Below are 25,885 nucleotides of genomic sequence, written 5' to 3' on the forward strand. Positions count from 1 at the left end.
AGGACGAGGGGGCTAATCGATGCGAACAAGAGTCACGGATTTGCTGCAAATACGCTATCCGATCGTTCAAGGAGGGCTTGCCTATTTGGCTTATGCGGATTTAGCGGCCGCGGTTTCCAATGCCGGAGGCTTGGGGCAGATTACCGCGATGTCGCTTCCGTCACAGCAAGTGTTGCGGGAGGAGATCTGCAAGGTAAGGACGATGACGCAGCAGCCCTTTGGCGTAAACTTCGCCATTGGCCAGCACGATCGCCCCTTTGAGCACATGCTGGATGTTGCGATTGAAGAAGGCGTGCCAGTCGTTTCCATAACAGGTGGAAACCCGGAGCCCTTGATCCGCCGCATGGACGGTCACAGCATGAAGAAGCTCGTCCTCGTGGCATCGGCCAGACAAGCGCAGAAGGCGGAGTCCATCGGAGCGGACGCGGTTATGGCGGTTGGGCAGGAAGGCGGCGGGCATTTGGGCCGGGACGATATCGGAACGATCGTTCTCATACCGCGAGTTGTCGATGCGGTGCAAATTCCTGTGCTGGCCAGCGGCGGCATCGGGGATGGCCGCGGCTTGCTGGCGGCGCTGTCGCTTGGCGCCGAGGGGGTGGAGATGGGTACGCGGTTTATTGCGACGCAGGAATGCGTCCATGCTCATCCCGCGTACCAAGAAGCGCTGCTCCGGGGGTCGGAGCATGACACCCAGGTCATTAAGCGGACGCTCGGGACGCCGGCCCGCGTGGTGCGTACCGCAGGTTCAGAGCAAATCCTGCAGATGGAACAGAACGGAGCTGATTACGAGCAGCTCAAGGCTTACATCAGCGGTGAGCGGAACCTGGATTTTATCCATCGTGGCAATGCGAAGGGGTTCGGTTGGGCCGGGCAAGTCATCGGCTTCATCCATGACATCCCGACGGTTCAGCAGCTTGTTGATCGCATGATCGAGCAAGCAGAACAAGGGCTGCAGCGGATAAAGCAGTCGATGAATGAAGAGCAGCGATAATAGAATAACCAGTAACGACATTGAACTGCTCCCTAATGTTAGGAACAACTAACTTTGGAGGTGCAGTTCATTACACGTTACTGGTTTTCTTCATGCACGTGAATATGAAATGGATCTATCGAACCTGTCTCCCCTTTTAGAACGGCTTATATTTCCCATACCGATGGAAGAGCTGCAAGTTTTAAAGTACATGCTGAATCAGTAAGTAGTAATATGACTTCTTATAATCTTGCTGGTTTGAGTTATGAAATAAGCCCATATCTCAGAAGGTTTAGCAGTACGTTTTTCTATGTGTTTTAACATTTGATAAATAAATGAACAAACAAAAGAAAAAAACTGGATTATTTTAAAAATGATCATAACCGTGAATCAGTCTCCTTTTCATCCAAAATGGAGGCCGCCACACCTTTTTCAAATTAATGCCGACTAATTATGTCGGAATATTAATTTCAAAATAGCAGTTTACCGCCAGGTTGTCAATCATAATTCCGATTGATTAACTTGCATTTGTCAATTATGATATCTATTAACTTAGGGGCGGAAGTGTGAAAAATGCTGAAAATGTCCATTATCAGACAAAATCGTCCGAAATGTCCGTTTTCGTACAGAATTGCCCATTTAGTAAGTTTCAGCGGAAGGATGGAGACGAGTGTGAATGACATGAGAGCTGATCGGCGAATTTATAAAACGAGAAATCAAATCACCAGCGCCTTCTTGTCGTTGTGTGAGAAAAAAAAATTTGAAGCTGTTGTCGTACGGGATATCACGGATGAAGCTGATATTAGCCGTTCCACGTTTTATACACACTTCCAAGACAAATACGATTTGCTAGAACAGCTACTAAAGGACAAACTTGCGGAAACATTGCGGTTATACGAGAGCAACCAAGCTGCCATTCTGGCTTACGTACCGCATCATGAAATACCCGACCCGTACTTTGTTTCGTTGTTCGAGTATTTGTCGGACAATGCCCGTTTTTACAAGGTCATGCTGTTTGAAGTGCCGGAAGCCCGCTTTAGCGACCGATGGACAGAGGCAATTCAGAGCACGATAGCGCTGCGGGTGGACAACAATCGGATGGATCAGAAACAGCCGATTCCGCTCGATATTTTACTGGGTAGCATGGCTTGTTGCATTGCAGGCACGGCCATCAGCTGGTTGAAGCAAGGGATGATGTACTCGCCAAATTACATGGCCATTCAACTGAGCCGGGTTGCTTCGATAGGCTTTTACCAAGCAATGAGCTTGAAAGTTTACAAATGAGGGAATCTTGTTTGTTAGACGAGTCGATAATGATCATTTTCGTCTAAACTGTCCGAAAAGCTACATTTCGCTCCTTTTTGTTTGTTGACTCTCCGAGGGGACGAAGGCTATGATAAAGCCATTCAAGTTAATACCCGAGTTAGTGCATTGGAATTATGGAGTTTGGCTTTAAGGGAAGTGATAAGGTGAGAGGCGAGAGATTCATAACAAGCTTGAATGACGGACGGATGGTTTGGCTGAACGGAATGAAGGTTACCCAGCTTGATGCACATCCGGCCTTCCGAGGCACCTTGGCAACGCTGCGCAGCCTCTTCGACACGCTTGACGACCCTCAGACAAGGGATCAGGCGGGTTATCGGATCGATGGACGGGAAGCTTATGCCCACAGTTCCTTCCTCGTACCCTATACATCGGAGCAATTGGCACAGCGTAGCCGTGCTTTCGCCTATTGGTCGAAACAATGTAACGGCATGATGAGCAGGCTCTCCGATTATGCGCGCTCCTTCATTACCGGATGGTATGCGGCCCGCCAGGAGCTGGACCGGCTGGAGCCCGGGTTTGCCCAAAAAATCACGGCTTATTATGAGCAGGTGAGGGATAACGACCTCTTTTTAACGACTGCGATCATTGACCCGCAAATTGACAGATCAAGCGGGTTGGACGATCACCGGATCGCTTCGCGCTTCCTGCATGTTGTGAAGGAGACAAGTGATGGTATTGTCGTTAGAGGCGCCAAGATGATTGCCACGGGAGCTCCGTATACCCATGACTTTGTCATCTTCTCTTTTCTCAAATTAGAACAAGCCCATCGCCAGCATGCACATGTCTTGATCGTGCCTGCGAACTCGCCAGGCCTTCATATCGTCTGTCGGCAATCGTTTGCCAGTGACAAGGAGCATGATGCTCCGCTCAGTGCGAGTTATGATGAGATGGATGCTGTGCTTTTCTTTGACGATGTCCTGATTCCTTGGGAACGTGTACTGATGTACGGCGATGCTGATAAAGTCATGTCGCTCAGAGCCCATGCAACGGCCAATGCACTGGCTTTTCATCAAAACGTCGTTCGCTATGTGGCCAAACTGGAGTTTATTACCGGTGTGACCTTCGCAGTGGCCGAAGCTATTGGCGTCAGCGGTTTCCTCCATATTCAGGAGAAGCTGGGTGAACTGTTAACGCAGATTGATTCAATCAAAGCGCTCGTCATTGCTTCGGAAGCGCAAGCGAAGGTTGATGCGAATGGAGTCTTGATCCCGGAGCTGTCTTATATTCATACAGCCAGAAATATCGGTACGAAGTTTTACCCGCGTGCGGTTGAAATTTTGCAGCAGGTTGGCGGTGGCGGATTCGTTCAAATCCCTTCCAGTATTGAAGATTTCTACGGTACTATTTCCGGCTTGATGAACCAGTATTTTGAGGGAGCAACCGTAAGCGCAGAGAAAAAAGTGCAGTTGTTCAAGCTCGCCTGGGATCTTGTCGGGAGCCCGCTGGGGTCCAGACACGAGTTGTATGAGAGGTTCTATGCCGGAGACCCGGTTCGCGGTTACGCCAATCAATACTTGATGTTTGATAAAGAAAGCTTAACAGCTCCGATCTGGAAACTGATTAAGGAATCCGCCAAGCGGGGAGCTATGCATACAGAAATCAAATGAAATCAGATTGTCAACCGGACGAACCGGAGACCTTCAGCTTCTTACAATCAAGAAGCGCAGGTCTCTTTTTTTATTTAAACGAAAGGTAGGGAGCGATATGGAAGTTTTTTGGTTTATTCCAACACATGGAGATGGCAGGTATCTGGGTACAGGTGAAGGGGCAAGAGAGGTGGATTTGGACTATGCCACCCAAATAGCGAAGGCTGCGGATACGCTAGGGTTCAGCGGTGTTCTGCTGCCGACAGGCAGATCATGCGAAGATGCTTGGGTGACAGCTTCAGCGCTGATTCCAGTCACGAAGCGGCTGAAATTTCTGGTGGCGCTGCGGCCAGGACTGATGTCGCCAACTTTGTCCGCGAGAATGGCGGCGACGTTCGATAGACTGTCCCAAGGGCGGTTGTTGATCAATATCGTGACCGGCGGAGACAGTGCCGAAGCCAGAGCCGACGGTCTTTTGCTCGATCATGACTCCCGCTACGAGCTTACCGATGAGTATTTGACGATCTGGAGGCAGCTCATGCATGGAAAGCAAGTCGATCTAGATGGCAAATACATCAAAGTGGAGCAGGCAAAAATTTTGTATCCACCGGTTCAAACGCCGTACCCGCCACTATATTTTGGGGGCTCGTCGCCGATAGCGCAGCAGATTGCTGCCGATCATGTTGATGTCTATCTCACATGGGGAGAGACGCCTGCCCAAGTCAAACAAAAAATTGAGCAAGTGAGAGAACTTGCCGCCAAGAGCGGGAGGAAGGTTCGCTTTGGCATCCGGCTGCACGTCATCGTTAGAGAAACAGCCGAGGAAGCATGGGCGGCTGCAGATCGCTTAATTTCCAATCTGGACGAGGCAACGATTACCAAAGCGCAGGCCGCTTTCGCGAAGATGGATTCCGTTGGCCAACGGCGGATGAGTGAGCTGCATGGCGGGGATCGCAGTAAGCTGGAAATTAGTCCCAACCTGTGGGCAGGGGTCGGACTCGTTCGAGGTGGTGCCGGGACGGCATTGGTCGGCGATCCGGATACGGTGGCGGAGAGGATGTTGGAGTATCGTGAGCTGGGCATCGAAACGTTCATTATGTCCGGCTATCCGCATCTGGAGGAAGCGTACCGGGTTGAAGAGCTGCTGTTCCCTAAGCTTCCGCTGAGCAACAAGCAGGCGCCTAAAGACAAATATGCGTTTGTCAGCCCGTTCGGAGAAATGGTGGCGGGTGATATTTTGCCCAATGTGCAGGATCGCTCGGTCGCTTCCTCCTGACAATTCAATAAACAGAGGAGATGCGTGCATGGGACATAGCAAAAGTGTTTGGGGCAGCGCCCCTACAGACAACTACGCACAGCTGGCGGAGCGCTTCAGACCGATTTTTGGGCGCATTCGTGAAGGGGCTGTGCATCGGGAGTTAAACAGACGGCTGCTGCATGAAGAAATCGCTTGGCTGAAGGATTGCGGTTTCGGCGTTGTCCGTCTACCGAAGGAAGAAGGCGGCCTAGGCGCAACACTGCCTGAATTGTTCAACCTACTGATCGAGCTATCGGAGGCGGATTCGAACATCACGCAGGCGCTGCGGATTCATTTCGGCTTCGTTGAGCGCATCTTAAGCTTGCCGGACGGAGACCGGCGCAAGCGATGGCTGCGACGACTGGCCGATGGAGCGCTCGTAGGCAACGCGTTGACCGAGATCGGCGAAGCCAAAGTCGGCAGCTATGCGACGACATTGACTGGAGGGACAGATCAGCTGCGCTTGAATGGCACCAAATTTTATTCCACCGGCACGCTTTATGCCGATTGGATCGTTGTCGGTGCTGCAGCGGAAGATGGTGACATCGTGTCAGCTATTGTGCCGGCAACAGCAGAAGGGATCGGTATTGTCGATGACTGGGCCGGTTTCGGGCAGACGCTCACGGGCAGCGGCACGACGACTTTGCTGAATACGCCTGTCGGCGGCGACGAAGTATTCTCCCGTGAAACGTATACGAAGTACGGCACGGCGTTTGCCCAAATGGTCCATCTGGCCACGCTGGCGGGCATCGCGAGAGCAGCTGCGCGAGATGCTGCGGAAGCGGTCGCTGAGCGGCGCAGGACGTATTCGCATGCCGCAGCAAGCCGCTCCAGCGAGGATCCGCAAGTGCTGCAAATTGTGGGGCGCTTGCACAGCCAGGCCTACGCCGCAGGCGCAATCGTATTGCAGGCGGCTGAGTCCGTACAGCGGGCCTGTGACGCCCAATCAGTGGAAGACGCCTCGTATGCGGAGAGCGTGAGCATTGAGGCGGAGGTAGAAGTGGCGCAGGCCCAGACGATAGTGGCGCGCCTTGTCCTGGAAGCAGCGTCTTCCCTCTTTGACGCCCTCGGCGCTTCGGCCACGGCCCGTTCCAAAGGGCTGGACCGCTATTGGCGCAACGCTCGGACCATTGCTTCGCATAATCCGTTGGTTTACAAGGAAAGAATCGTCGGTGATTACGCCGTTAACGCAGCACGGCCACCTTTTGCCTGGCAAACCGGCATTGGCACACAAACACCCTCATCTCACGACCAGACCACTGGAGACGACGACGAACGGCTGAGGCCGGAGTCTTAGTCTCTTTTTTCACATAAACAAACCTATATTGAAGAAGGAGTGGCAGACAAAAATGAAAAGAACCGCCAGATTGACCCCATTCATCCTTGTATTAGTCTTTATGATCGTCCTCGCAGCCTGCGGGAAAAGCAGTACAGCCAATACGGGCGCATCAGCGGCAACCGGCAGCAGCTCGAAAGCGGCAGCGGGAGCAACCTCCGAAGACAAAGTCATTCATCATGTCATGAGTGATGCTGGCTTCAATGGAGAGATTGTAAAAATTTTGCAGAAGGAGCTGGCTAAAGACGGTTACACGTTGGACTATGTGGTCGTGAATGACATTATTCAGCCGAACAAGATTGTCAACGACGGCCAAGCGGATTCCAATTCGTTTCAGCATGAGGCGTATTTCAACCAATTTGTCCAGGATCAAGGGCTGAAAAATATTTCGCGCGCTTTTTACACAACATTCACCCCTTCCGGCTTGTACTCCAAAAAGTATAAGTCTTTCAAAGACGTGCCCGACGGCGCCATTATCGGCATTCCCGTAGATCCGGCCAACAACGGTCGCGCGTTATTCATGCTTCGTGATTTGGGGCTGTTGAAGCTGAAAGACGGCGTGGATGTGATTCATGCATCGCTCAAAGATATCACGGATAATCCGCACAAATACAAGTTTAAAGAAGTTGACCAATTAATGCTGCAGCGCACGTTGGATGACGTCGATGTCGGCTTCCTATTTGCAGGTACAGCGGTTCAGATCGGCTATAAGCCAAAGCAAGATGCACTGGCGCTCGAAACGGGCAAAGATTTGCCTTATAAAGGGATTGTCGCTGTCAATAGCAAGCTGCTCGGCACGCCGAAAATCAAGGCCTTGCAAAAAGCATATGAGAGCCAGGCGATCAAAGACTTTTACAAGGAGAAATATGGAGATGCGATTGAAACGTTGGAATCTTTAAATAAATGAGGAGAGGGAGGACGTCCCATGATTACGCTGCAAAATATAAGCAAAACGTTCGAGACAGCCGGAGGGCCGCTTCCAGCGGTCTCCTCCGTCTCGTTGCAGATTCAGCAAGGCGATATTTATGGGTTGATCGGCTTTAGCGGTGCGGGCAAATCGACGCTGCTGCGCACGATTAACTTGCTGGAGAGGCCTGATGAAGGAAATGTCATCGTTGACGGCGAGGAATTGACAAAGCTTTCCCTGCGTGAACTGCGGAAAAAACGGTTGTCCATCGGCATGATTTTTCAGCATTTCAATCTGCTGCACAACCGCAATGTGTACGATAATGTCAGCTTTCCGTTAGAAATCGCCAAGGTGCCGAAGGCGGATCGCCGCAAACGAATTGAGCACTGCCTCGACATGGTTGGCCTGGCGGATAAAGCCAAGGCTTACCCGGCGAAGCTCAGTGGCGGCCAAAAGCAGCGGGTAGCGATTGCCCGGGCACTGGCGAGTAACCCGAAGATTCTGCTCTGCGATGAGCCGACATCTTCGGTGGATCCGCAGACGACAGGCAGCATTCTGGCCGCCCTGAAGGAAATCAACCGTGATCTGGGCATCACGATCGTGATCGTCACGCACGAGATGAATGTCGTGAAAGCCATCTGCAACAAAGTTGCTGTTATGGAGCACGGGAAAATCGTGGAGAAGTTTGACTTGCGGGAGAAAAATATTGTGCCGAAATCCCCTATCGCCAAGTATTTGTTCAACAGTGAAATTACGCTGGCGAGTGGACTGGAGGCACACTATGCTTAACAATTTGACCACGGCTTGGCCAGAACTGATTCAAGCGCTGCTGGAAACTTTATACATGCTGATTTTGACGATTCCGATAGCTGTCGCGATCGGCACCCCGCTGGGGACGATTTTGTTTTTGACCCGGCCGGATTCCTTTCTCAAATGGCCAAAATTTTATTTCGTTCTCAACGGGATTGTGAACTTGATCCGCTCGTTTCCTTTTCTTGTTCTCATGATTGCCATCATTCCGTTTACCCGGCTCGTCGTCGGTACGGCACTTGGTACCACAGCGGCGACCGTGCCGATGATTATCAACGCGGTGCCTTACTTTGCCCGATTCATCGAGCAGATTCTTCTGGAAGTGAATCGTGGTGTTGTCGAAGCCGCTGAGTCGATGGGAGCGAGCAAGTTCCAGATTGTTTGGAAAGTGTTATACACGGAAGCACGCTCCGGCATTGCCAACGCGATTACGATCGTTACGGTCAGCTTTCTCTCGTATTCAACGGTTGCCGGGCTGGTCGGGGGCGGAGGCATCGGCGATTTTGCTATTCGTTACGGGTATTACCGCTATCAGACTGATGTGATGTTTGTCACGATCGTCATTATGGTGCTTTTCGTCCAGGTTTTTCAATTCACAGGAAATTTCATCGTACGCAAACTGGATAAACGGTTGTAAGGAAAGGGGAGCTCGACATGCCCAAAAAAATCCACCTCAATGCCTTCGAAATGAATTGCGTCGGGCATATCGTACACGGCTTATGGCGTCATCCGGACAACAACCGGCACCGTTACACGGATATCCGCTATTGGACGGAGCTAGCGCAATTGCTGGAAAGGGGCAAGTTTGACGCCCTATTCCTGGCCGATGTTGTCGGTGTATATGATGTCTACAAGCAAGGAGCGGAAACAGCCATCCGTGAAGCGGTGCAGATCCCGTGTAACGATCCTCTTCTGGTCGTGCCGCCGATGGCGCTGGTTACGAAGCATCTGGCTTTCGCCGTTACGTTCTCCACGACCTATGAACAGCCGTTCGGCCATGCCAGACGGATGTCGACGCTCGATCATTTAACGAAGGGACGCATCGCCTGGAACGTCGTAACGTCCTATTTGCCCAGCGCAGCGCGTAATTTTGGCCTAGACCAAATGGTGCGTCATGATGAACGCTATGAGATTGCTGAAGAGTACCTGGACGTCACCTATAAGCTGTGGGAAGGCAGCTGGGAAGACGATGCGGTAGTCCGCGATGTGGCAAATGGGATATATACCCATCCGGATAAGGTGCATCTCATCTCCCATAAAGGCCGGTATTTCAACGTGCTCGGACCACACCTCAGCGAGCCGTCCGTACAGCGGACACCGGTCATTTATCAAGCGGGCAGTTCGGCACGCGGACGGGCGTTTGCGGCGAAGCATGCGGAAGCCGTCTTTTTAGGCGGTGGTAACGTCAAGGCGTTGAAACGCTATGCAGACGATATTCGCGCTCAGGCTGTTTCTTTTGGCCGTGATCCAGACCATATCAAGCTGCTGACCGGGTTGCTGGCTATTGTCGGACGTACGCAAGAGGAAGCAAGAGCTAAGTTGGAAAGCTATCAAAAACTGTACAGCGTCGAAGGGGTGTTGGCCCATTACGGGGGAGGGAGCGGCTACGATTTATCCGCCTACGATCCTGAAGACGTGCTGACTTATCGGGAAACGGACCATGGTCAGACAGCAGCGGCGCAATTTACCAAAGACAGCTCTCAACCGAAAAAGGTGCGGGAAGTGAAGGAAACGCTAGGCACCCTCGGGGGCAGGGGATTATTCGTCGTCGGAACACCGGAAGAAGTTGCTGACCGCATACAATACTGGGTTGAGGAAACCGGAATTGACGGGTTTAATGTCATCCAAATTGTCTCGCCAGATACATTGCGTGATTTCGTAGAACTGGTCGTTCCCGAGCTGCAGCGCAGAGGGATGTTTCGTAAGGAGTACGAGGAAACGACGCTTCGCGAACGATTATTTGGCAGCGGTGTGAAGAGACTACCGGCAGACCATCCAGGCGCCGTGTATCGGAAACAGCCGACCTTGACCTGAAGGAGGAGACGTATGTCTATGATAAGTAAAGATTTGCAGTCGATGGCGCTTGATATTCCAAGCGCCATCGACCTTGCCTACGAATTGGGGGAACTGCCGTTCGATCTGCGGCGCATGGGAATCCCTGTTATCAGAGAAACGGGCGCCGGAGGGTCGCGATTGAAACAAGGCGATGAATACGAGCTCCGCTTGGAGGAATCGACCGAGTTCTTGCGGCGGTTCGCAAGCGGAGCGGACATCCGTATCATCGGACTTGTCCTTCAAGATCGCCGCAACGTGCTGCTCGTGCGTTCGGAATCACCCTGGCGGACCGTTGCAGATCTAAGAGGCAGGACATTGGGGGTGGCACGAAATAACGACCCTTTAGCCTATCTTCGCCGACAAGAAGTGGAACGGCTTGTTGGGCGGGAAGGCATCATGAACGGCGCGCCGCAGTGGGTGGAGCTGTCCGCTGAGCATGCTACGGATCGTATGCAAGCGGGCAGACTGGAGCTGCGCGCTCTGCTGCGCAAAGAAGCCGATGCCGTGTATGTGGAGGGTGGCCTCTCCGCAGAGGCACAAAGGCTGCTCGGCGTTCGTGAAGTGGAAGGGTTTCGCTCCTATACTCCCGTCCTTGCGGTATTGACCGCATCCCCAGGTTGGATTCATGAGCAACCAGCGGAGGTCGGACGCTTACTCGCCCATATCTACTTGGCATCTGACTGGGCGCTGGTGAACCGCTCCAAAACGGATCGGCTCGTAGCCAAGCAGCTCGGTTTGCCTGAGCATGCCCTCGCATCGGTCTTTTCCGATTACCTCCATCAGCAGCTTGGAGCGGAGATCACCGATGAGAAGTGGGATCGTCTTCTCCATGTTCAAAAGGAGCTGAATGAGCGGGGCTGGCTCCAAGGTACATTTGCTCTTGAGGATGCGCTGGATCATGCGGTAATGAAAGAAGCGGAGCGGCTCATCGCTAGCCATGAGGTTGAGCGGCCGCAGAGCGAACCGCTCTCCGCATATGCGGAGCGGGATCTGCCGCTTTCCTTCTTTATTGACCGTGCACCCGCTCATGTGCTCGCAGATGATGCGGCGGCACTGGAGGCAGCGCGAACGTTCGCGGAGGAGATTCGGGCGGAGGCGTCAGAGCGGGACCGCAACCGCAAGCTGCCCTTGGCGGAGATGAAGCGGTACGCCGAGCTTGGCTTGCTGGGCCTCATCGTACCGAAAGCGTACGGCGGACCCGATGTATCCACCCGCACGCTTGTCGATATCTTTAAAATCATTTCGCATGCCGATGGATCAATCGGGCAAATTCCGCAAAATCACCATTTTTTTGCCAAAACGATCGAGCTGGTCGGCAGCGAGGAGCAAAAAAGCTACTTTTTCCAAGAAATATTGCAAGGTGCCCAATTCGGCAACGGTTTGGCAGAGCGCAACAACGCTAAGGGAGCAAGGAAAATTTTGACCACCATTCGCCAAGCAGCAGACGGGGACGGTTACGAATTGAACGGCAGTAAATTTTACTCGACAGGAGCGCTTTATTCGCATTGGATTCCGGTAACGGCGCTTAACGATGCGGAGCAGCGCATGACCGCTTTCGTCCCTCGCCATGCGCCGGGGGTCACGGTGCTCGATGATTGGTCCGGCATCGGCCAACGCACAACGGCGAGCGGCAGCGTACTGCTCCGGAACGTAAACGTGCCGCCCCAGCATCTGCTGCCTCATTGGCAAATCTTTGAGGGGCCGCAATATTTTTCGGCGTTCGGCCAAATCATGCATGCGGCGATCGATTATGGCATCGCGAAAGCCGCCTTGGAGGACGCAGCGTATTTCGTACGCGAACATACGCGTCCAGCTTTTGGCAGCGGCGCTGCGCGAGCTTCCGAGGAGCCGGATTTGATCCGCCGCTTCGGCGAACTCGGCATTCGTCTGCAAGCAGCGGAAGCCTTGCTGGACCGGGCTGCGGGCGCAATCGACGAGGCGCGCAGCAAGCTGAATGCACAGACGGCCGGCCATGCGTCCATGACGGTTGATTCGGCCAAGTGGCTCATCACGGAGACGGCCATCGAGATTACGAATGCGTTGTTCGAGGTTGCGGGTACGTCTTCGATGGACCGTAAATATAATTATGACCGCCATTGGCGCAGTGTTCGCATTCATACGCTGCACGACCCGGCGCGTCTGAAGCTGCATCACGTTGGCAAATGGTTCTTGAACGGGGTTTACCATGAATATAAAGTATGATGCAAGCGAGGGAGGCTTCCACGGCGATGAGTAAACAAATCATCATGAACGCTTTTGATATGAACAGTGCCATGCACAATTCACACGGGTTATGGAAGCATCCCGACAATGAAAGGCATCGCTATACCGACTTGGCATATTGGGCGGAAATGGCTACTCTGTTAGAGAGAGGGAAGTTTGACGCCCTCTTTCTTGCCGATGTCGTCGGTATTTATGACGTCTATAAGATGAGCCGCGATCCGGCGATCCGGGATGCCGTACAAGTGCCGCTTAATGATCCTGCGCTGATTGTGCCGGCGATGGCTGCGGTCACGGAGCACTTGTCCTTCGCAGTGACTGTCACGACGACTTATGAGCATCCTTACGCACATGCCAGACGGTTCAGTACGCTTGATCACTTGACAGGCGGAAGAATCGCCTGGAACATTGTTACCTCGTACTTGCCGAATGCAGCTCTCAATCACGGTCTGAGCCAGATGATCAAGCATGATGACCGTTATGAGCTGGCTGACGAATTTCTCGAAGTTGCCTACAAGCTGTGGGAAGGCAGCTGGGAGGACGGCGCCATGGTCCGAGATGCTGCACGAGGTGTGTATGCGGAGCCGGACAAGGTTCATTACATCAACCACGCAGGCCGTTTCTACAATGTCCCGGGGCCCCATCTGAGTGAGCCTTCGTTGCAGCGAACGCCAGTTCTGTATCAGGCGGGCAGCTCTGAGCGAGGACGGGCTTTTGCCGCCAAGCATGCGGAATGTGTCTTTGTCGGGGGCAATTCGAAGGAAGCGCTCAAGTTCAACATCGCGGATATACGGAACAAGGCGGAGCAGCTCGGCAGAGATCCGCAGGCGATCAAAATGTTAACCGGCTTGAGCGTTGTCGTCGGCAGGACGAAGGAAGAAGCGGAGTCGAAAATGCGGGAATATGCCAGCTTGTGGAGCGGTGAGGCGGCGCTTGCCCAGTTCGGTGGGTCGAGCGGCTATGATTTGTCCGCGTACGACCCAGACGCTTATTTGGAATATGTAGCTACTGACCATGGACAGAGCCGGGCGGCTCAGTATACGAAGCATGTCCAGAGACGCCTTACAGTGCAAGAAGTGATGGATCGCGTCGCAACGCTGGATCACCGCCAGGGGCGGATCCTCGTAGGGACGCCGGGCGAAATTGCCGATTACATGCAGGAACAAGTGGAAGAAACAGGGCTGGACGGGTTTAATCTGGCGCATCTGATTACGCCGGGAAGCTTGCGGGAGTTCGTGGATCTGGTTGTTCCGGAACTGCAGCGCCGGGGCATTTACAAGCTGGACTATGCGTCAGGGACGCTCCGGGAGAAGCTGTTCGGACCGGGGCAGCGTACGCTTCCAGCGCACCATCCCGCAGCGCAATACCGGAAGGCAGCTGCGGAGACGAAGGCTCAGCAATCATTTTAAGGGATGGAATTAAGGAGGCAGGCAGGCGCATGAAGTATAAAACGGTAGGCAAAACAGGGATTCAAGTCTCGGAGCTTTGCTTTGGAACGATGTCTTTTGGGGGCAATGCTGACAAGGAAACGTCCAAGCAGCTGTTCCACCGAAGTTTGGAAAAAGGCATTAATTTCTTCGATACGGCCAACGTCTACAGCAGCGGGCTGGCAGAAGAAATACTGGGTGAACTGATCGAAGGCAAGCGCGATGAACTGGTGCTTACGACCAAGGCAGGTTTCCCCTTTGGATCGGATCCGAACGCTCGCGGCGCCTCACGCAGGCATTTGTTCCTATCCGTGGAGCAAAGCTTGAAGCGGCTGCGAACAGACCGCGTTGAATTTTTCTTTATCCATCGTTTTGATTCATTGACATCGATTGAGGAGACGGTGCGGGCGCTGGACGATCTGCGGCGGCAGGGCAAAATCTTATACCCCGCTGTCAGCAACTGGGCTGCGTGGCAGATCGCCAAGGCGCTGGGCATCAGCGCCAAAGAAGGCTTGGCAGGGTTTGAGCTGATCCAGCCGATGTACAACCTGGTCAAGCGCCAAGCCGAAGTCGAAATTCTGCCCCTCGCGGAATCCGAGAAGCTCGGGGTGATCAGCTACAGCCCGCTGGGCGGCGGACTGTTGACAGGCAAGTACGGCATCGACAAGAAGCCAGCTACCGGTCGATTGGTCGAGCAGAGCAATTATGTGAAGCGTTATAGCGATGAAGCTTATTATACAATTGCTGACAGATTCGTGGGCTATGCCCGTGAACGAGGCATCCATCCGGCTACGCTGGCGGTTGCTTGGGTACTTGGCCATCCGGGGATTACTTCGCCAATTATCGGTGCCCGCAGCATCGAACAACTGGAGCCGTCCTTGGCCGCAGTAGATTTGGCCCTTCCCGACGGGTGGCGTCAAGAGATTACGGCACTGTCGATCGATCCGCCGCTGGCAACGGACAGGAGCGAGGAAGCGGCTCGTTAAGCATCTTGTACGAAAAGCGGGTGAAGTGTCTCCTCTGCAGCCCTGATGGAATAGATTATTAGCAGCGGTTCTTTTTTAAGCAGCTAATGTTCAATTCTTTAGTAGGAGGTAGCTTGGTGATGTCTTTAAGCCCTTTTGAATCTTTCCGCAATCTGAATCAGATGAGGCGGGAACTTGACCGGTTTTTTACGACTGATTTTCCTGTCTTAAAAAATACGTTCGGCCATAGCTTTGGAAATTTGAATGTGGACGTGCATGAAACGGAGCATGAAGTTGTGGCCATCTGTGACATCCCGGGTCTTGAAAAGAAAGAAGATGTGAGCATTGAGATTGATAATAATGTGTTATCGATCAGTGGCAGCATCAACCGGACTTACGAAGTTCAAGATGAGCATGTGCACAGACAAGAGCGGTATTCGGGGAATTTTCAGCGCTCCATCGGTCTGCCGGCTATAGTGAAGCCGGAAGGCGTTAAAGCGACCTATAAAAACGGCGTATTGGAAGTTCGCATGCCCAAAGTGAAGTCGGACTCGCGGAAACGTATAGATATCGATTTTGATTAACAGTTGCGAACCGGGGGGTTGCACAGCAAGTAGCGGGAGGATATCTTCCGCTATTTGCTTTTTTGAGCTTATATGGGGACAAAGGTGTACCTCGTGACAATTTGGTGTTAAACTGGTAATATTCATTTCACGCGTATTCATCTTTAGCAGATGTTGACGTAAATGCATGAGGATCCGCACAAATACAAAATTTTTGGAGGCATCGAGATGAAGCCTATTATTTTATCTGAAGTGCAGCAGCGCATCGAAAGCTTTAAAGATCAGGATCTGTACATCCATCTAGAGATGACAACTGGCGCCTATGCGGCCCATTTGGATAGTTCAAAGCATCCGGCGGCTAATTTCATCACGAATGCATTGATTCGTTACTCGCACGGTTCCATTGCCGGTTCTGGGCCTTACCGCGTCGGTTTGAAGATGCACCATGGGTGGGTGTACACTGAAGGGTTGACGCACGTTGATGAAGTGGATGCGGAGCGGTTGATCTTGGCTGGCCATGATAGTCAGGGGAAGCTGATCGTATCGCTGCAATTAAGCCGTGAGCCGTTCTAATGGAAGAGGAGATGAAGTAATGATGAACCAGCATATTCTAGTCGTGCTTCCGCATCCGGATGACGAATGCTTTGGCCTTGCCGGAACGCTAGCGCAGCATGTCAAGCAAGGCGATCAAGTGACCTATGCTTGTTTAACACTAGGTGAAATGGGCCGCAACATGGGGGTGCCGCCATTTGCCAACCGCGTGAGCCTGCCGCAAATCCGCAAGATGGAATTGGAAGCATCCTGCAGCGCCATCGGCATCCAAGATCTTCGGATGCTTGGTTTCCATGATAAAACGATCGAGTTCGAAGACTTTCAAACACTGGACGGCACCATTAATGCCATCATTCAAGAGGTTCGTCCTTCTCGGATCTATACCTTTTATCCGGGATATAGCGTTCATCCGGACCATGACGCATGCGGTGCGGCTGTGATCCGTACGGTAGGCAAACTGGCGGAAAGCGAAAGGCCGCAAGTTTACTGCATGGCATTTTCCAAAAATCATGAAGAAGCGATTGGACAGCCGAACGTGTTCCACGATGTCAGCAGCTTTTTGAAGCCGAAAGTAGCGTCCATCCAAGCGCATCGCTCGCAATTCCAAGTTCCTGGGCTGCACGGCAACGTAGCCACGATTCCGAATGAGTTGAAGGAGCGCTTCGGAACAGAGCGTTTCTGGATTTACCCTTTTGCGTGACCGTTAACAGAGAGAGGTATTCACGAATTCGTGGATGCCTTTTTTTATTCATTTATTAAGAAATTATATAACAATTTCAGGTTGAATGGCCGATATTATTAATGAGATATTACAAAAATATTAAATGTTAAGAGGAGATTCTATGTCGACAGCACCACAGAAAAGCAGGATGGCAAGGACTGGGCTCTCTTTGCGGGTCAAGCTTCCAATGTTGATTAGTTTATTGGTTATCGTTGCGCTTACAGGTTCGAGCATCTTCGTCTATATGTTCGGATCTGATATGCTAAACAAGAAAAGTAAAGACGAAATGAACGCCAACGCTGACCGTATTGGGGAGAACTTGCTTTCCATCGTTCAGTTAGAGCAGCAAAGCACATATCAAGTCTCCGTTCATTCTACGTTCAAAGATTTATTAAATCTGCGCAATGGCGGCAGCCTTGCTGACCCAGACTTTTTCTCAGCAAAAAATGAAATGCAATCAAAGGCTAATGCGCTACTTAAAAAAAGCATTGAAAATGCAGCCGGCGTTCAGTCGCTGACTTTAATCGATGCCAAAGGAACGATTGTCGCCAGCAGCAACCCGGACTCCGTCAATACGGACCGCTCCGATCGTGAATATTTCAAAGAAGCTATGCAAGGGCATTTCTTCGTGAGTGACGCGCTTATTTCCAAAAGTACGAATTCGCTCATCGTCGTCTTTGCTGAACCTGTGCTGGACGATGGCGGTAAAGTGATCGGTGTTTACATAAGTACTCTGGATGCGTCGCTATTTGTCAACAAGTTAAAGGGAATTCAAATCAACGGCGAGGGCAGCATTTTTTTGGTGAGCCGGGGAGGAACGGTCGTATATCATTCTACGGCGCCAGACATGATCGGTAAGCCGCTTGACGCTGAGATGTACAAGGATGTCTTGAAGCAAAAAGCGAAAGCGGACGTTGAGCAAGGCATGATTAACAATGACTCGGCGTACATCCGCTATGCGAAAATTCCAATTGCTGATTGGACATTGTTCATTGCCGATGACTACAAAGATATTCAGAAACCGCTGAATTCGCTCTTAAACAATATCATTCTCGTAACGATTGTAGCGATCGTTCTGTCGATCATCGTCGGGCTTTTGTTATCGCGTTCGATTACAAGGCCAATTATCCGCTTGAAGAACTTGTTCGAGCGATTGTCCGCAGGCGATTTGACCGTGGTGGCCGACGGGACATATCGAAGTGAATTCAAGCAGTTGGCTGATAGTTTTAATAGTATGGCTTTGAAAAATAATGAACTGATCGCGCAAATGAACAAATCGATCGAAATGCTGAATGCGAATACGAACCAGCTCGATGAAGCGTCCAAACAATCGGTGCTATCCATTGGCGAGACGTCGGTAACGACGCAGGAGATCGCCAGAGCGATGGAATCGCAATCGTTTGAGACGGAGCATATCGTCGGCAAGTTTTATGGATTAGGCGAGAAGATCGCGGCGATCAGCAGCAGAAGCCAATCGGTGAAAGAACGATCTGAGGCGATTGTGGAAGTGTTCCACTCGAATCAGCAAGTGGTTGAGAAGCTTACCGAAATTAACGAGAAGAACGAGCAGGAAGTGGAAAAAATTTCTACCATTATCTCGCTTCTTGCTGAGAGTTCGAAACGAATTGAGACGATTACCGGTACGATTGGCAATATCTCCAAGCAGACCAATCTCTTGGCGCTGAATGCTTCGATCGAAGCGGCGAGAGCCGGCGAACATGGCAAAGGCTTTGTCGTTGTTGCCGCCGAAATTCGCAAATTGGCGGAACAATCGGCGAAACAATCGAACGATATTAATGAGATTGTCCGCCAGGCGCTCGATCACGTCGATGAGAACATTAAGAGCGTCGGCGAAATCCAGGCGATTGCCGGGATGCAGGATGAATTTGTCGGCAAGACGCAGCAGGGTTTCAAAGAGATCTTGGAGCATGTCGTCGACATCACCGAGCAAATCAAATCCATGACCGATGAGGTTGGACTTATGGATCAAGTGAAAGATGAGGTGCTGGGTTCCGCGCAAAGCTTATCGGCTTCAGGCGAACAAGTGTCAGCTTCGATTGAAGAAGTCGCAGCGACCGCGCAGGAGCAATCGTCGATGGCACAGAAGCTGGCCGATATGGTGGAGAGCATCGACACGATCAGCAAAGAGCTGGGGCAAGCGGCTGGTCAGTTCAAAGTGAAATAAGTTATTGTCAACCAGCGTGATAATCCCGATGCGGCTATAAGCCCTTCATCGGGATTTTTTGCGATATGGGTGCGTTGCCAGCGCCACAGCAGTTCGATTTTGCAGACATAAAGCGGGTACACCTTCATTTACGTGAAGTCATTGTGCCCAGCCTTGCCTTGATCGCTAAGGATATGTATCCTCAAGTGAGTAATAAAAAATGAAACTTGGAGGAAATGACAATTGAAAGTCTGGAAGAAAGCTTATCCGCATCCAGCGATTCGCGTTGTAGCAGATGAAGTTTTTTTGTACAAGAACTGTGTGAACATTTATGCTTCTGAGGACGATAAACAAGATGAACTCGTCGCCAAGGTGTATGGAACTGTCGCGAAGACAGGGAAGCTTGAAGCGAGAGTGCGATATGAGCAGGACACATACGAGGAATATAAGGCCAATCTGCTAATACAGAGAGCGGTTCGAGAAGCTATGGAAATGGTGAAAAGGGATTTATTGACGAGAACCTGATGGAGGCTCCACGAAGACGCCCGACCGATGAGCATGGACAATAACAAGACGTGCTGCCTCTCCGATTGGGGAGGCTTCTTTATATTGACCCAATCTGATAGAATGCTAAAATAAGTAAATCAATGTTATTTTCGACTGAAGGGAATTTTCAGTATGAGAAAGGAGCATCGTCATGCTTGAGCTGCAACGATTAGCAAAGCGTGCCTTCAATCAGGAGCCATCCAAATCTCCCTATACGTTTTGCAATATAACGAAGACGATCGAACAAGCGGAACGAATAGCGCTGATCGGCGCATCAGGACAAGGCAAAAGCACCCTGTTACGAACGATATCTTTATTGAACATGCCCGATGAAGGGGAGATGTCGTTCGACGGAGTCGCGTTTCGAGAAGTGGGGCCCCGGAATTGGCGCAAACAAATCTGCTATGTCGCGCAGCAAGCCGTCATGCTGCCTGGCAGCGTTGAGGCTAATTTAACGATCTCCAGCAAGCTGCACGGCCGTTCATTTGACCTTAAGCTCGCAGAACGCTTACTCCAAACAGCAGGCCTATCCGGCTTAGATCTGAAAAAGAACGCTCGCGACTTGTCCGGAGGGGAGATGCAGCGGATTGCGCTGATCCGCGCGCTGTTACTGCGCCCTAAGGTGCTGCTGCTGGACGAAATCACCGCATCGCTGGATACGGTGAATACCAAAGCCGTCGAGCAGCTGCTGGCGCAGTGGCATGCGGATGAGGGAACCACGATGCTGTGGGTGACACATGAGCTGGAACAAGTGACGCGAACTTGCGAGCGCGTATGGTTTATGTCCGGCAATACGATTATGGAGGATTCGCTGGCGACTGCCTTTTTTACGAGGCCGTCTACCGATGCAGGCAGAACATTCATTGGACATCATGTCTCGGAAGAGGTTCAGCCATGACGATGATTTCACTTAGCTTTACACTTTTATTTATATTGGCGACCATGATCATCTCTTTCTGGCAGAAGCTAGGCTTAGAGAAAGAGATCGCTATCGGGACGATTAGATCGGCCTTGCAATTACTATTTATCGGCTATGTGCTGCAGTATATTTTTCAAACGAATAATATTGGGTTCTTATTGATCATTATTACGATTATGATTGCGGTCGCTTCATGGAATGCAGCCAAAAGAGGGAAGGGCATGCGCGGAATCATATGGCGGATCGCCTTTTCGATAACGGTTATGGAAATCGTCATGATGGCGGTGCTTCTCGGGCTGCACCTCATCCAACCGACGCCGCAATACATCATCCCACTTAGCGGGATGACGGTCGGCAGCGCGATGATTGTGGCCGGATTGTTTGTGAACCAGCTCAAGCGAGAGGTCATCTCTTCTAAAGGGGAGATCGAAGCCCTTTTGTCGTTAGGTGCGACAGCGGCACAGGCGCTGCATGAGGTTCGCAAGCGGGCGGTTAAATTCAGCATGATCCCGACCATAGACGGGATGAAAACCGTCGGCCTGGTCCAGCTCCCTGGCATGATGACAGGGATGATTGTAGCCGGTGCGCAACCGGTTGAGGCGGTACGCTATCAAATATTAATCGTTTTTTCCTTCACCGGATCAGCCGCCATTACAAGCATTCTGTTGAGCGCGCTTTGCTACAAGCTGGTGTTTACCGAGTTCTTGCAGTTAAAAACGTTCAGTGAGAGTTGATAAAGCAAAAAAAGGCTGAACCCATTAAATCATGGGCAGCCTTTTCTTTTATTTCCGTAACATTTTAACCGATTTCGAGATATTCGCTAAGTTCTTTGAACAGGGATTTGTAATTCACGCCATCCGGAATGACAAGCGTTAAAGGTTCGTTCAATTTCAAAACGAACATCCCTAGAATGGATTTGGCATCGGCCATTCCGCTTTTCCCATGAATCCAAATATCGAAGTCATATCGGGATACGATCTTATTGATGTTCTCGATATCCTTGACATCCTTTACCCTGATTGGCGTCATCATGCTTAACATCCCCTTTCGATCGCTATTATGTGTGCGCATAGTTGACTATAAAAAAGGTAGCACATCCGCATATCGCTGTCAAATTATGCAAACCCTTTCGGGAAGGGGAAATGAAGCAGCGGCGAGGTTCGTGCATATTTTTCCATGAAGCAGTAAAATAGTATTATCAGCGCCGAGTTATGCCAAGCTTCCTTAACTACTCTAAAGAATTTAGAAATTCTTAAGAATGGTTTCATACAAGTTTCATTCTTAATGTCTATGATGGATAGTAAGATATTACTAATGGATACCTGCATATTGGGAGGATTCTACATATGGACAAATGTTCGCGAATTTTAATTCTTACGGCTAGTTTCGGCGAAGGACATTTGCTGGCAGCGTTTGCGTTAATGGAGCATTTTAAACAGATGGGTGTTGAACATGTTGAGGTCATCGACTTGATGAAGGAAGCACATCCCTTTATTAACATGATTTCAAGTGCTCTATATAAGGGGAGTTTCAAAGCCGCCAATTATGGATTTAATTATTATGGTTGGAGTTATTACCTGACGCAGCGAGTGACTTCCAAGAACGGCATCCTCGCAGGATTAAACCGTCTAGGGGCAAGCTATCTTCAGAAATTGATTGCCGAGAAGCGGCCCGATGTCATTCTGAATACTTTTCCCTATGGCGCTGCTCCTATCGTCGGCAGCCATCAAGGCATTCCCACGTATACCATTATTACGGATTATCTCATGCACGCCAGATGGCTTCACCCGTGTACGGATAAATATTATGTGGCGACGAACGACCTGAAGCAGGATATTATGAAAGTTGGGGTTCAAGGGGATCATATTGCTGTGACAGGAATTCCGATCCGCAAAGCTTTTGAATCCAAGAAACAGATCACCACGACCCATGCGTCTCACAAAATGATCCTGCTTTTCGCAGGTTCACATAGCGTTTTTCAAGAAACCGAGGATATGATCCGTAAGCTTCAAGGAATCAAGGGCTGCAAGGTGCATGTGGTTTGCGGTCGTAATGCCAAGCTTCAGCATTACCTTGAAGGTCAGTTCCGGAACGATACGAAGGTGACGATTTACGGATTTGTTGAAAAAATTAACGAGTTAATGGCACAAGCGTCGGGTATCATTACGAAAGCCGGGGGACTGACTATGGCGGAAACGATGGCCTTGCAAATTCCCGTCTTTATTTTTCGCCCGTTTCCTGGACAAGAGAAGGACAATGCCAACTATCTTGCTAACAAAGGTGTAGCTGTCATCGCGAATGATATTAACGAATTAACGAATCAAATTGAGTATTTGATGAATAATGGCTCTTACGCCAAGCAAATTAAAGAGCAAATGGCTATCTTGCATCAATCCAAGGCTGCGGACGCGATCGTTCGCGATGTGCTGAGTCGAGCTTATCGGCAATCCTCTGTGGTACCATTGGAGAGCGGGCTGGCTTAAGCTATGGCTAAGCTCTTTGATGCTGGCACTATGAAGCAGGGATGTGACCCGTTAAGTTGAATGTTCATTCCAATCATCACCCGAATCGGCTGACTCGAATCATAAGTATCATCATCTTATTAGGCCTCATTGGCTATTATCTTTATCTGTTACGGACAGGGCAAGCGCAGCAATTACTGAAGTCTATTCATAATTTGGGAGCCTCGGGGGTACTGATTGGCATTCTTGTTCAATCCGTGGTCAATATCATCCCTGTTCCAGGCGAGTTTATATCCGTGATGCTGATGGAGATCTATGGTCCCATCTGGGGCGGCATCTATTCCTGGATTGGCGGAATGGCGGGCGCTCTGGGAGCGCTCTTGTTAACCAGGTGGATCGCCAAGCCTTATTTCGGCAAGCTTGCGCAACCGTTTCTTGTCAAAATGGACGAGTTTACGAAGCGGCATGAAGCTTTTGGACTCTTGCTGCTTCGATTCGTCCCCTTTGTCCCTTATCATTTTGTCAATTATGCCGCAGGGCTGGCGAATGTGAAAATATGGAATTTTTCCTGGACGACGGGAATCGGCATTCTTCCTTATACGATCGCATTCAGCGGCCTTTATGCGGGCGTTCGACACGGCTCTTTGATCTGGGGCGTTATCGGCGTTTGTGTTTTTGTTCTCCTTCTAGTTCTCAGTTGGTGGATTCGAAGAAAAAGGGAAGCAATAAAGGATTAAGCGAAAAGCATGCAACAGCCCATTGCTCAGAGGGCTGGTTGCATGCTTTTTAAGTTGCTTTTCTCATCTGTTTGTTATATCGGTACTCCATGTACCATTGATAGAGCCATACGAATAAAGCAAACCAAAAACCGCTGGCGAAATAAGCGCCGATGACATCACTCGGGTAATGGACGCCCAAATAGATCCGGCTTATGCCAATCATGAGGATCATCCCGATACATATCAGGATGACTGCCGTTCTTCTAGGGCGTGTAGCCAGGTGCCGCCATAACAGAAAGGCAATCGAGGCGTAGAGGGAGAAGGCTTCCATGGAATGACCGCTCGGGAAACTAAATCCTGTTGCCTCAATCAACCTATGAAGCGAAGGCCGCTCGCGTTGAAAAATAAGTTTGAGCATTAGATTCAGAGCCCCTGTACCCGCAATGATAATAAGGAAAAAGATGAGTTCGATCCGATGATGCAGGAAATAGTACAGCAGGAAAAAACAGCAAATCGAAATAACCGTTACGATTTGTGTAGAGCCGATGAATGTAAAAAATTTCATGACGTCTGTCAGTCCAGGCGATTCCAAACTCTGGATGCTGACAATGATACGGCTGTCAAACTCCGCCATCCAAGTCCGATTGATCATGGAGGCAAGTCCTGCAAAACAAAGGAATGCCAGCAGGCCAAGCATCAGTACTTTGGTTACTTTCAATTTGGCATACATAGGTTGTCTCCGAATTCGATGTATTTGCATATTATCCCATTGGATGCAGGTTCCTATGCGATTACTTCCATTAATATACTAGACAGTTAGGTACGCTTGCAAATAAATAGGCAGGATCGGAAGTTGCGTGCAGCCTTTTTCCCGAATAATAAAGAAGTAGCTACTTATACAGGGGAGTTGTCATGTCAACTTGCCCGAACCTATAGAGGTGATGAAATGCCCGGTAAATTGGGTTTGCACAACTTTTACGCAAAAGACCGTCGTATTCGTCTCCATTTACCACCGACAACGGCATTCAATCGGCATTCTTTTTTCAAGTTCATGAATCGCTACGCTTCGGTTTTCATCAAACCTAATATGTCACATATGGGAAAAGGGATTATTAAAGCTTGGTCAGAACAAAACAGGTATAAAGTTGTCAAGGTAAAAGGGGATACGCGGACATTCAAGCAACTTACGTCCACGTATCGTGCCATTCGAAAAATGACAACTAAAGATCAATATTTGATTCAAAAAACGATCCATTTGGCAACCTATCACTCAAGGCCTTATGACATCCGTGTGATGATGATGCGCAATGCGAGGAATGAATGGCAGTATGCTGGCATGTTGGCTAAAGTAGCTGGACCCTCGAGTGTGATTACAAATGTAAACAGAGGCGGAGGCTTTGCGCTCCCGATTGAACGTGCCTTAGGGACTTCCTTGGGCCTTTCAAGTCGCGAAAAGCAAAAAGTGATGCGCCAATTGATCGATTTAAGCGATCGGATATGTAAACGATTCGATAGATATAAGTATTCGACGCAGATCGGGATTGATTTTGGCATTGATGAGCATCGCCGAATATGGGTGATTGAAGTCAATTTTGACTATCCTTCACATGGATTGTTTAACAAACTAAAAGATAAAACGATGTACAGAAAGATAAAGAGCTTAAGGAAATCTTATTTGAGCTCCCGATATGCAAGGACGCGGATAAAAGGATAACAGAAAACTGATTTCCATGGCGTATATAAAAGATAAGGAGACCCGTAGAGGTCTCCTTTTCACATTGCAAATTAGATGGCTACAAACCGGATGATCTGAATGAGAAAAAGTCTGCGGAGGACAATAAATCCTCTATTGTTCATAAAGCGGAGAATAATGAAGGTGCGGGTTCTAGACACGACACGACCATTAAACACGGTTGTTGTTCCATTGAGATTGCGGTAAACAATGCCATAGAAATGATTAACGAGCAAAGTCAATCCTATCATTCCTTTCATTATGAGATGCTATATCCTATGCAATAGTCTCATAGATGCGAGGGCTGTTTTACTAGTCTTATTTTGAAAAAAAGCGATGTATGTTTTTCATGTTGTGGCTCATATTAATGAAGCTGATTCCATCATATCATCAAGGAGGGTTACGAAGTGTCTGATAAAACGAAAACGAAGATTACCAAATCGCAGCGAACCGTTGATAAGGAGTTGCAGTCCCGCAAATCGCCGGATCTATCCGCTCAGAAAAATCATTACGATCAGATCAAAGAATAGTTAGACGTTAAAAATGGCCTCTCACCGGAGACGGTAGGAGGTCTTTTTGTACATGTTCACAAAAATATTTATCTTTCT

Annotated in this window: 26 protein-coding genes; 23 read left to right on the top strand and 3 right to left on the bottom strand. The window is 50.1% G+C overall.

All coding sequences use genetic code 11. From position 1 onward, the window contains the following. The first annotated feature begins 19 nt into the window (after positions 1 to 19). The 19 genes from O9139_RS04430 (at position 20) to O9139_RS04520 (ending at position 21,098) form a co-directional block, all read left to right on the top strand. Complete coding sequence (locus O9139_RS04430) at positions 20 to 991, top strand: NAD(P)H-dependent flavin oxidoreductase (protein ID WP_270878242.1); 972 nt, start codon at positions 20 to 22, stop codon at positions 989 to 991. A 660-nt stretch (positions 992 to 1,651) separates the two neighbouring features. Next, on the top strand, positions 1,652 to 2,254 hold the full coding sequence (locus O9139_RS04435) for a TetR/AcrR family transcriptional regulator (RefSeq protein WP_270878348.1): 603 nt from the start codon (positions 1,652 to 1,654) through the stop codon (positions 2,252 to 2,254). Between the two features lie 185 nt (positions 2,255 to 2,439). Continuing rightward, complete coding sequence (locus O9139_RS04440) at positions 2,440 to 3,903, top strand: 4-hydroxyphenylacetate 3-hydroxylase family protein (RefSeq protein ID WP_270878243.1); 1,464 nt, start codon at positions 2,440 to 2,442, stop codon at positions 3,901 to 3,903. A 97-nt stretch (positions 3,904 to 4,000) separates the two neighbouring features. Next, positions 4,001 to 5,158 (top strand): FMNH2-dependent alkanesulfonate monooxygenase, encoded by a 1,158-nt coding sequence (gene ssuD / locus O9139_RS04445; protein ID WP_270878244.1) that lies wholly within the window; start codon positions 4,001 to 4,003, stop codon positions 5,156 to 5,158. 28 nt (positions 5,159 to 5,186) lie between these two features. Beyond that, positions 5,187 to 6,476, top strand: a complete 1,290-nt coding sequence (locus O9139_RS04450) for an acyl-CoA dehydrogenase family protein (RefSeq protein WP_270878245.1) — start codon at positions 5,187 to 5,189, stop codon at positions 6,474 to 6,476. A 52-nt stretch (positions 6,477 to 6,528) separates the two neighbouring features. After that, complete coding sequence (locus O9139_RS04455; protein WP_270878246.1) at positions 6,529 to 7,422, top strand: MetQ/NlpA family ABC transporter substrate-binding protein; 894 nt, start codon at positions 6,529 to 6,531, stop codon at positions 7,420 to 7,422. An 18-nt stretch (positions 7,423 to 7,440) separates the two neighbouring features. Continuing rightward, positions 7,441 to 8,211: a methionine ABC transporter ATP-binding protein gene (locus O9139_RS04460; protein WP_270878247.1), complete on the top strand. Its 771-nt coding sequence runs from the start codon at positions 7,441 to 7,443 to the stop codon at positions 8,209 to 8,211. Next, a complete protein-coding gene (locus tag O9139_RS04465; protein ID WP_270878248.1) occupies positions 8,204 to 8,869 on the top strand; it encodes a methionine ABC transporter permease in 666 nt (221 codons plus the stop codon). The genes O9139_RS04460 and O9139_RS04465 overlap by 8 nt, the downstream gene beginning before the upstream one ends. A 17-nt stretch (positions 8,870 to 8,886) precedes the next feature. Continuing rightward, the gene (locus O9139_RS04470; RefSeq protein ID WP_270878249.1) at positions 8,887 to 10,266 is read left to right on the top strand and encodes an LLM class flavin-dependent oxidoreductase; all 1,380 of its coding nucleotides are present in this window, start codon (positions 8,887 to 8,889) and stop codon (positions 10,264 to 10,266) included. 12 nt (positions 10,267 to 10,278) lie between these two features. Beyond that, entirely contained in the window at positions 10,279 to 12,489 is a 2,211-nt protein-coding gene (locus O9139_RS04475) for an SfnB family sulfur acquisition oxidoreductase (RefSeq protein ID WP_270878250.1), read from the top strand. A gap of 26 nt (positions 12,490 to 12,515) precedes the next feature. Continuing rightward, positions 12,516 to 13,916, top strand: a complete 1,401-nt coding sequence (locus O9139_RS04480; protein ID WP_270878251.1) for an LLM class flavin-dependent oxidoreductase — start codon at positions 12,516 to 12,518, stop codon at positions 13,914 to 13,916. Between the two features lie 29 nt (positions 13,917 to 13,945). Then, a complete protein-coding gene (locus O9139_RS04485; RefSeq protein ID WP_270878252.1) occupies positions 13,946 to 14,920 on the top strand; it encodes an aldo/keto reductase in 975 nt (324 codons plus the stop codon). A gap of 119 nt (positions 14,921 to 15,039) precedes the next feature. Then, complete coding sequence (locus O9139_RS04490; protein ID WP_270878253.1) at positions 15,040 to 15,483, top strand: Hsp20/alpha crystallin family protein; 444 nt, start codon at positions 15,040 to 15,042, stop codon at positions 15,481 to 15,483. Positions 15,484 to 15,690: 207 nt separating this feature from the next. Then, positions 15,691 to 16,035, top strand: coding sequence for a YojF family protein (locus O9139_RS04495; protein ID WP_270878254.1), 345 nt, complete (start codon positions 15,691 to 15,693; stop codon positions 16,033 to 16,035). Positions 16,036 to 16,057: 22 nt separating this feature from the next. Then, the gene (gene bshB2, locus O9139_RS04500) at positions 16,058 to 16,714 is read left to right on the top strand and encodes a bacillithiol biosynthesis deacetylase BshB2 (RefSeq protein WP_270878349.1); all 657 of its coding nucleotides are present in this window, start codon (positions 16,058 to 16,060) and stop codon (positions 16,712 to 16,714) included. A gap of 142 nt (positions 16,715 to 16,856) precedes the next feature. Continuing rightward, on the top strand, positions 16,857 to 18,920 hold the full coding sequence (locus O9139_RS04505) for a methyl-accepting chemotaxis protein (protein WP_270878255.1): 2,064 nt from the start codon (positions 16,857 to 16,859) through the stop codon (positions 18,918 to 18,920). Between the two features lie 222 nt (positions 18,921 to 19,142). Continuing rightward, the gene (locus O9139_RS04510) at positions 19,143 to 19,424 is read left to right on the top strand and encodes a hypothetical protein (RefSeq protein WP_270878256.1); all 282 of its coding nucleotides are present in this window, start codon (positions 19,143 to 19,145) and stop codon (positions 19,422 to 19,424) included. Positions 19,425 to 19,596: 172 nt separating this feature from the next. Beyond that, a complete protein-coding gene (locus O9139_RS04515) occupies positions 19,597 to 20,343 on the top strand; it encodes an ABC transporter ATP-binding protein (protein WP_270878257.1) in 747 nt (248 codons plus the stop codon). Further along, a complete protein-coding gene (locus O9139_RS04520) occupies positions 20,340 to 21,098 on the top strand; it encodes an ABC transporter permease (protein ID WP_270878258.1) in 759 nt (252 codons plus the stop codon). Before O9139_RS04515 ends, O9139_RS04520 begins: the two co-directional genes overlap by 4 nt. Before the next feature lie 64 nt (positions 21,099 to 21,162). Here O9139_RS04520 and O9139_RS04525 read toward each other — a convergent pair whose 3' ends face one another. Then, complete coding sequence (locus tag O9139_RS04525; RefSeq protein ID WP_270878259.1) at positions 21,163 to 21,396, bottom strand: HPr family phosphocarrier protein; 234 nt, start codon at positions 21,394 to 21,396, stop codon at positions 21,163 to 21,165. 314 nt (positions 21,397 to 21,710) lie between these two features. On the opposite strand from O9139_RS04525, the gene O9139_RS04530 reads away from it, so the two are divergent. After that, positions 21,711 to 22,847, top strand: coding sequence for an MGDG synthase family glycosyltransferase (locus tag O9139_RS04530; protein ID WP_270878260.1), 1,137 nt, complete (start codon positions 21,711 to 21,713; stop codon positions 22,845 to 22,847). A 56-nt stretch (positions 22,848 to 22,903) separates the two neighbouring features. Next, positions 22,904 to 23,563 carry a TVP38/TMEM64 family protein gene (locus tag O9139_RS04535; protein ID WP_270878261.1) on the top strand — a complete coding sequence of 220 codons (660 nt, stop codon included), beginning with the start codon at positions 22,904 to 22,906 and terminating at the stop codon, positions 23,561 to 23,563. 49 nt (positions 23,564 to 23,612) lie between these two features. Here the strand turns inward: O9139_RS04535 and O9139_RS04540 are convergent, their stop codons facing one another. Then, complete coding sequence (locus O9139_RS04540; protein ID WP_270878262.1) at positions 23,613 to 24,275, bottom strand: phosphatase PAP2 family protein; 663 nt, start codon at positions 24,273 to 24,275, stop codon at positions 23,613 to 23,615. A 123-nt stretch (positions 24,276 to 24,398) separates the two neighbouring features. Here O9139_RS04540 and O9139_RS04545 point away from each other — a divergent pair, with 123 nt between their 5' ends. Further along, positions 24,399 to 25,259: a YheC/YheD family protein gene (locus O9139_RS04545; protein ID WP_270878263.1), complete on the top strand. Its 861-nt coding sequence runs from the start codon at positions 24,399 to 24,401 to the stop codon at positions 25,257 to 25,259. Positions 25,260 to 25,330: 71 nt separating this feature from the next. Here O9139_RS04545 and O9139_RS04550 read toward each other — a convergent pair whose 3' ends face one another. Then, positions 25,331 to 25,537, bottom strand: coding sequence for a hypothetical protein (locus O9139_RS04550; RefSeq protein WP_270878264.1), 207 nt, complete (start codon positions 25,535 to 25,537; stop codon positions 25,331 to 25,333). A gap of 147 nt (positions 25,538 to 25,684) precedes the next feature. Between O9139_RS04550 and O9139_RS04555 the strand changes: the two genes are divergently transcribed. After that, positions 25,685 to 25,807, top strand: a complete 123-nt coding sequence (locus O9139_RS04555; protein ID WP_270878265.1) for a hypothetical protein — start codon at positions 25,685 to 25,687, stop codon at positions 25,805 to 25,807. Positions 25,808 to 25,885: the final 78 nt, after the last annotated feature.

Origin of the sequence: Paenibacillus aestuarii, from assembly GCF_027789125.1 — a bacterium.
GTDB classification, from domain to species: domain Bacteria; phylum Bacillota; class Bacilli; order Paenibacillales; family NBRC-103111; genus Paenibacillus_E; species Paenibacillus_E aestuarii.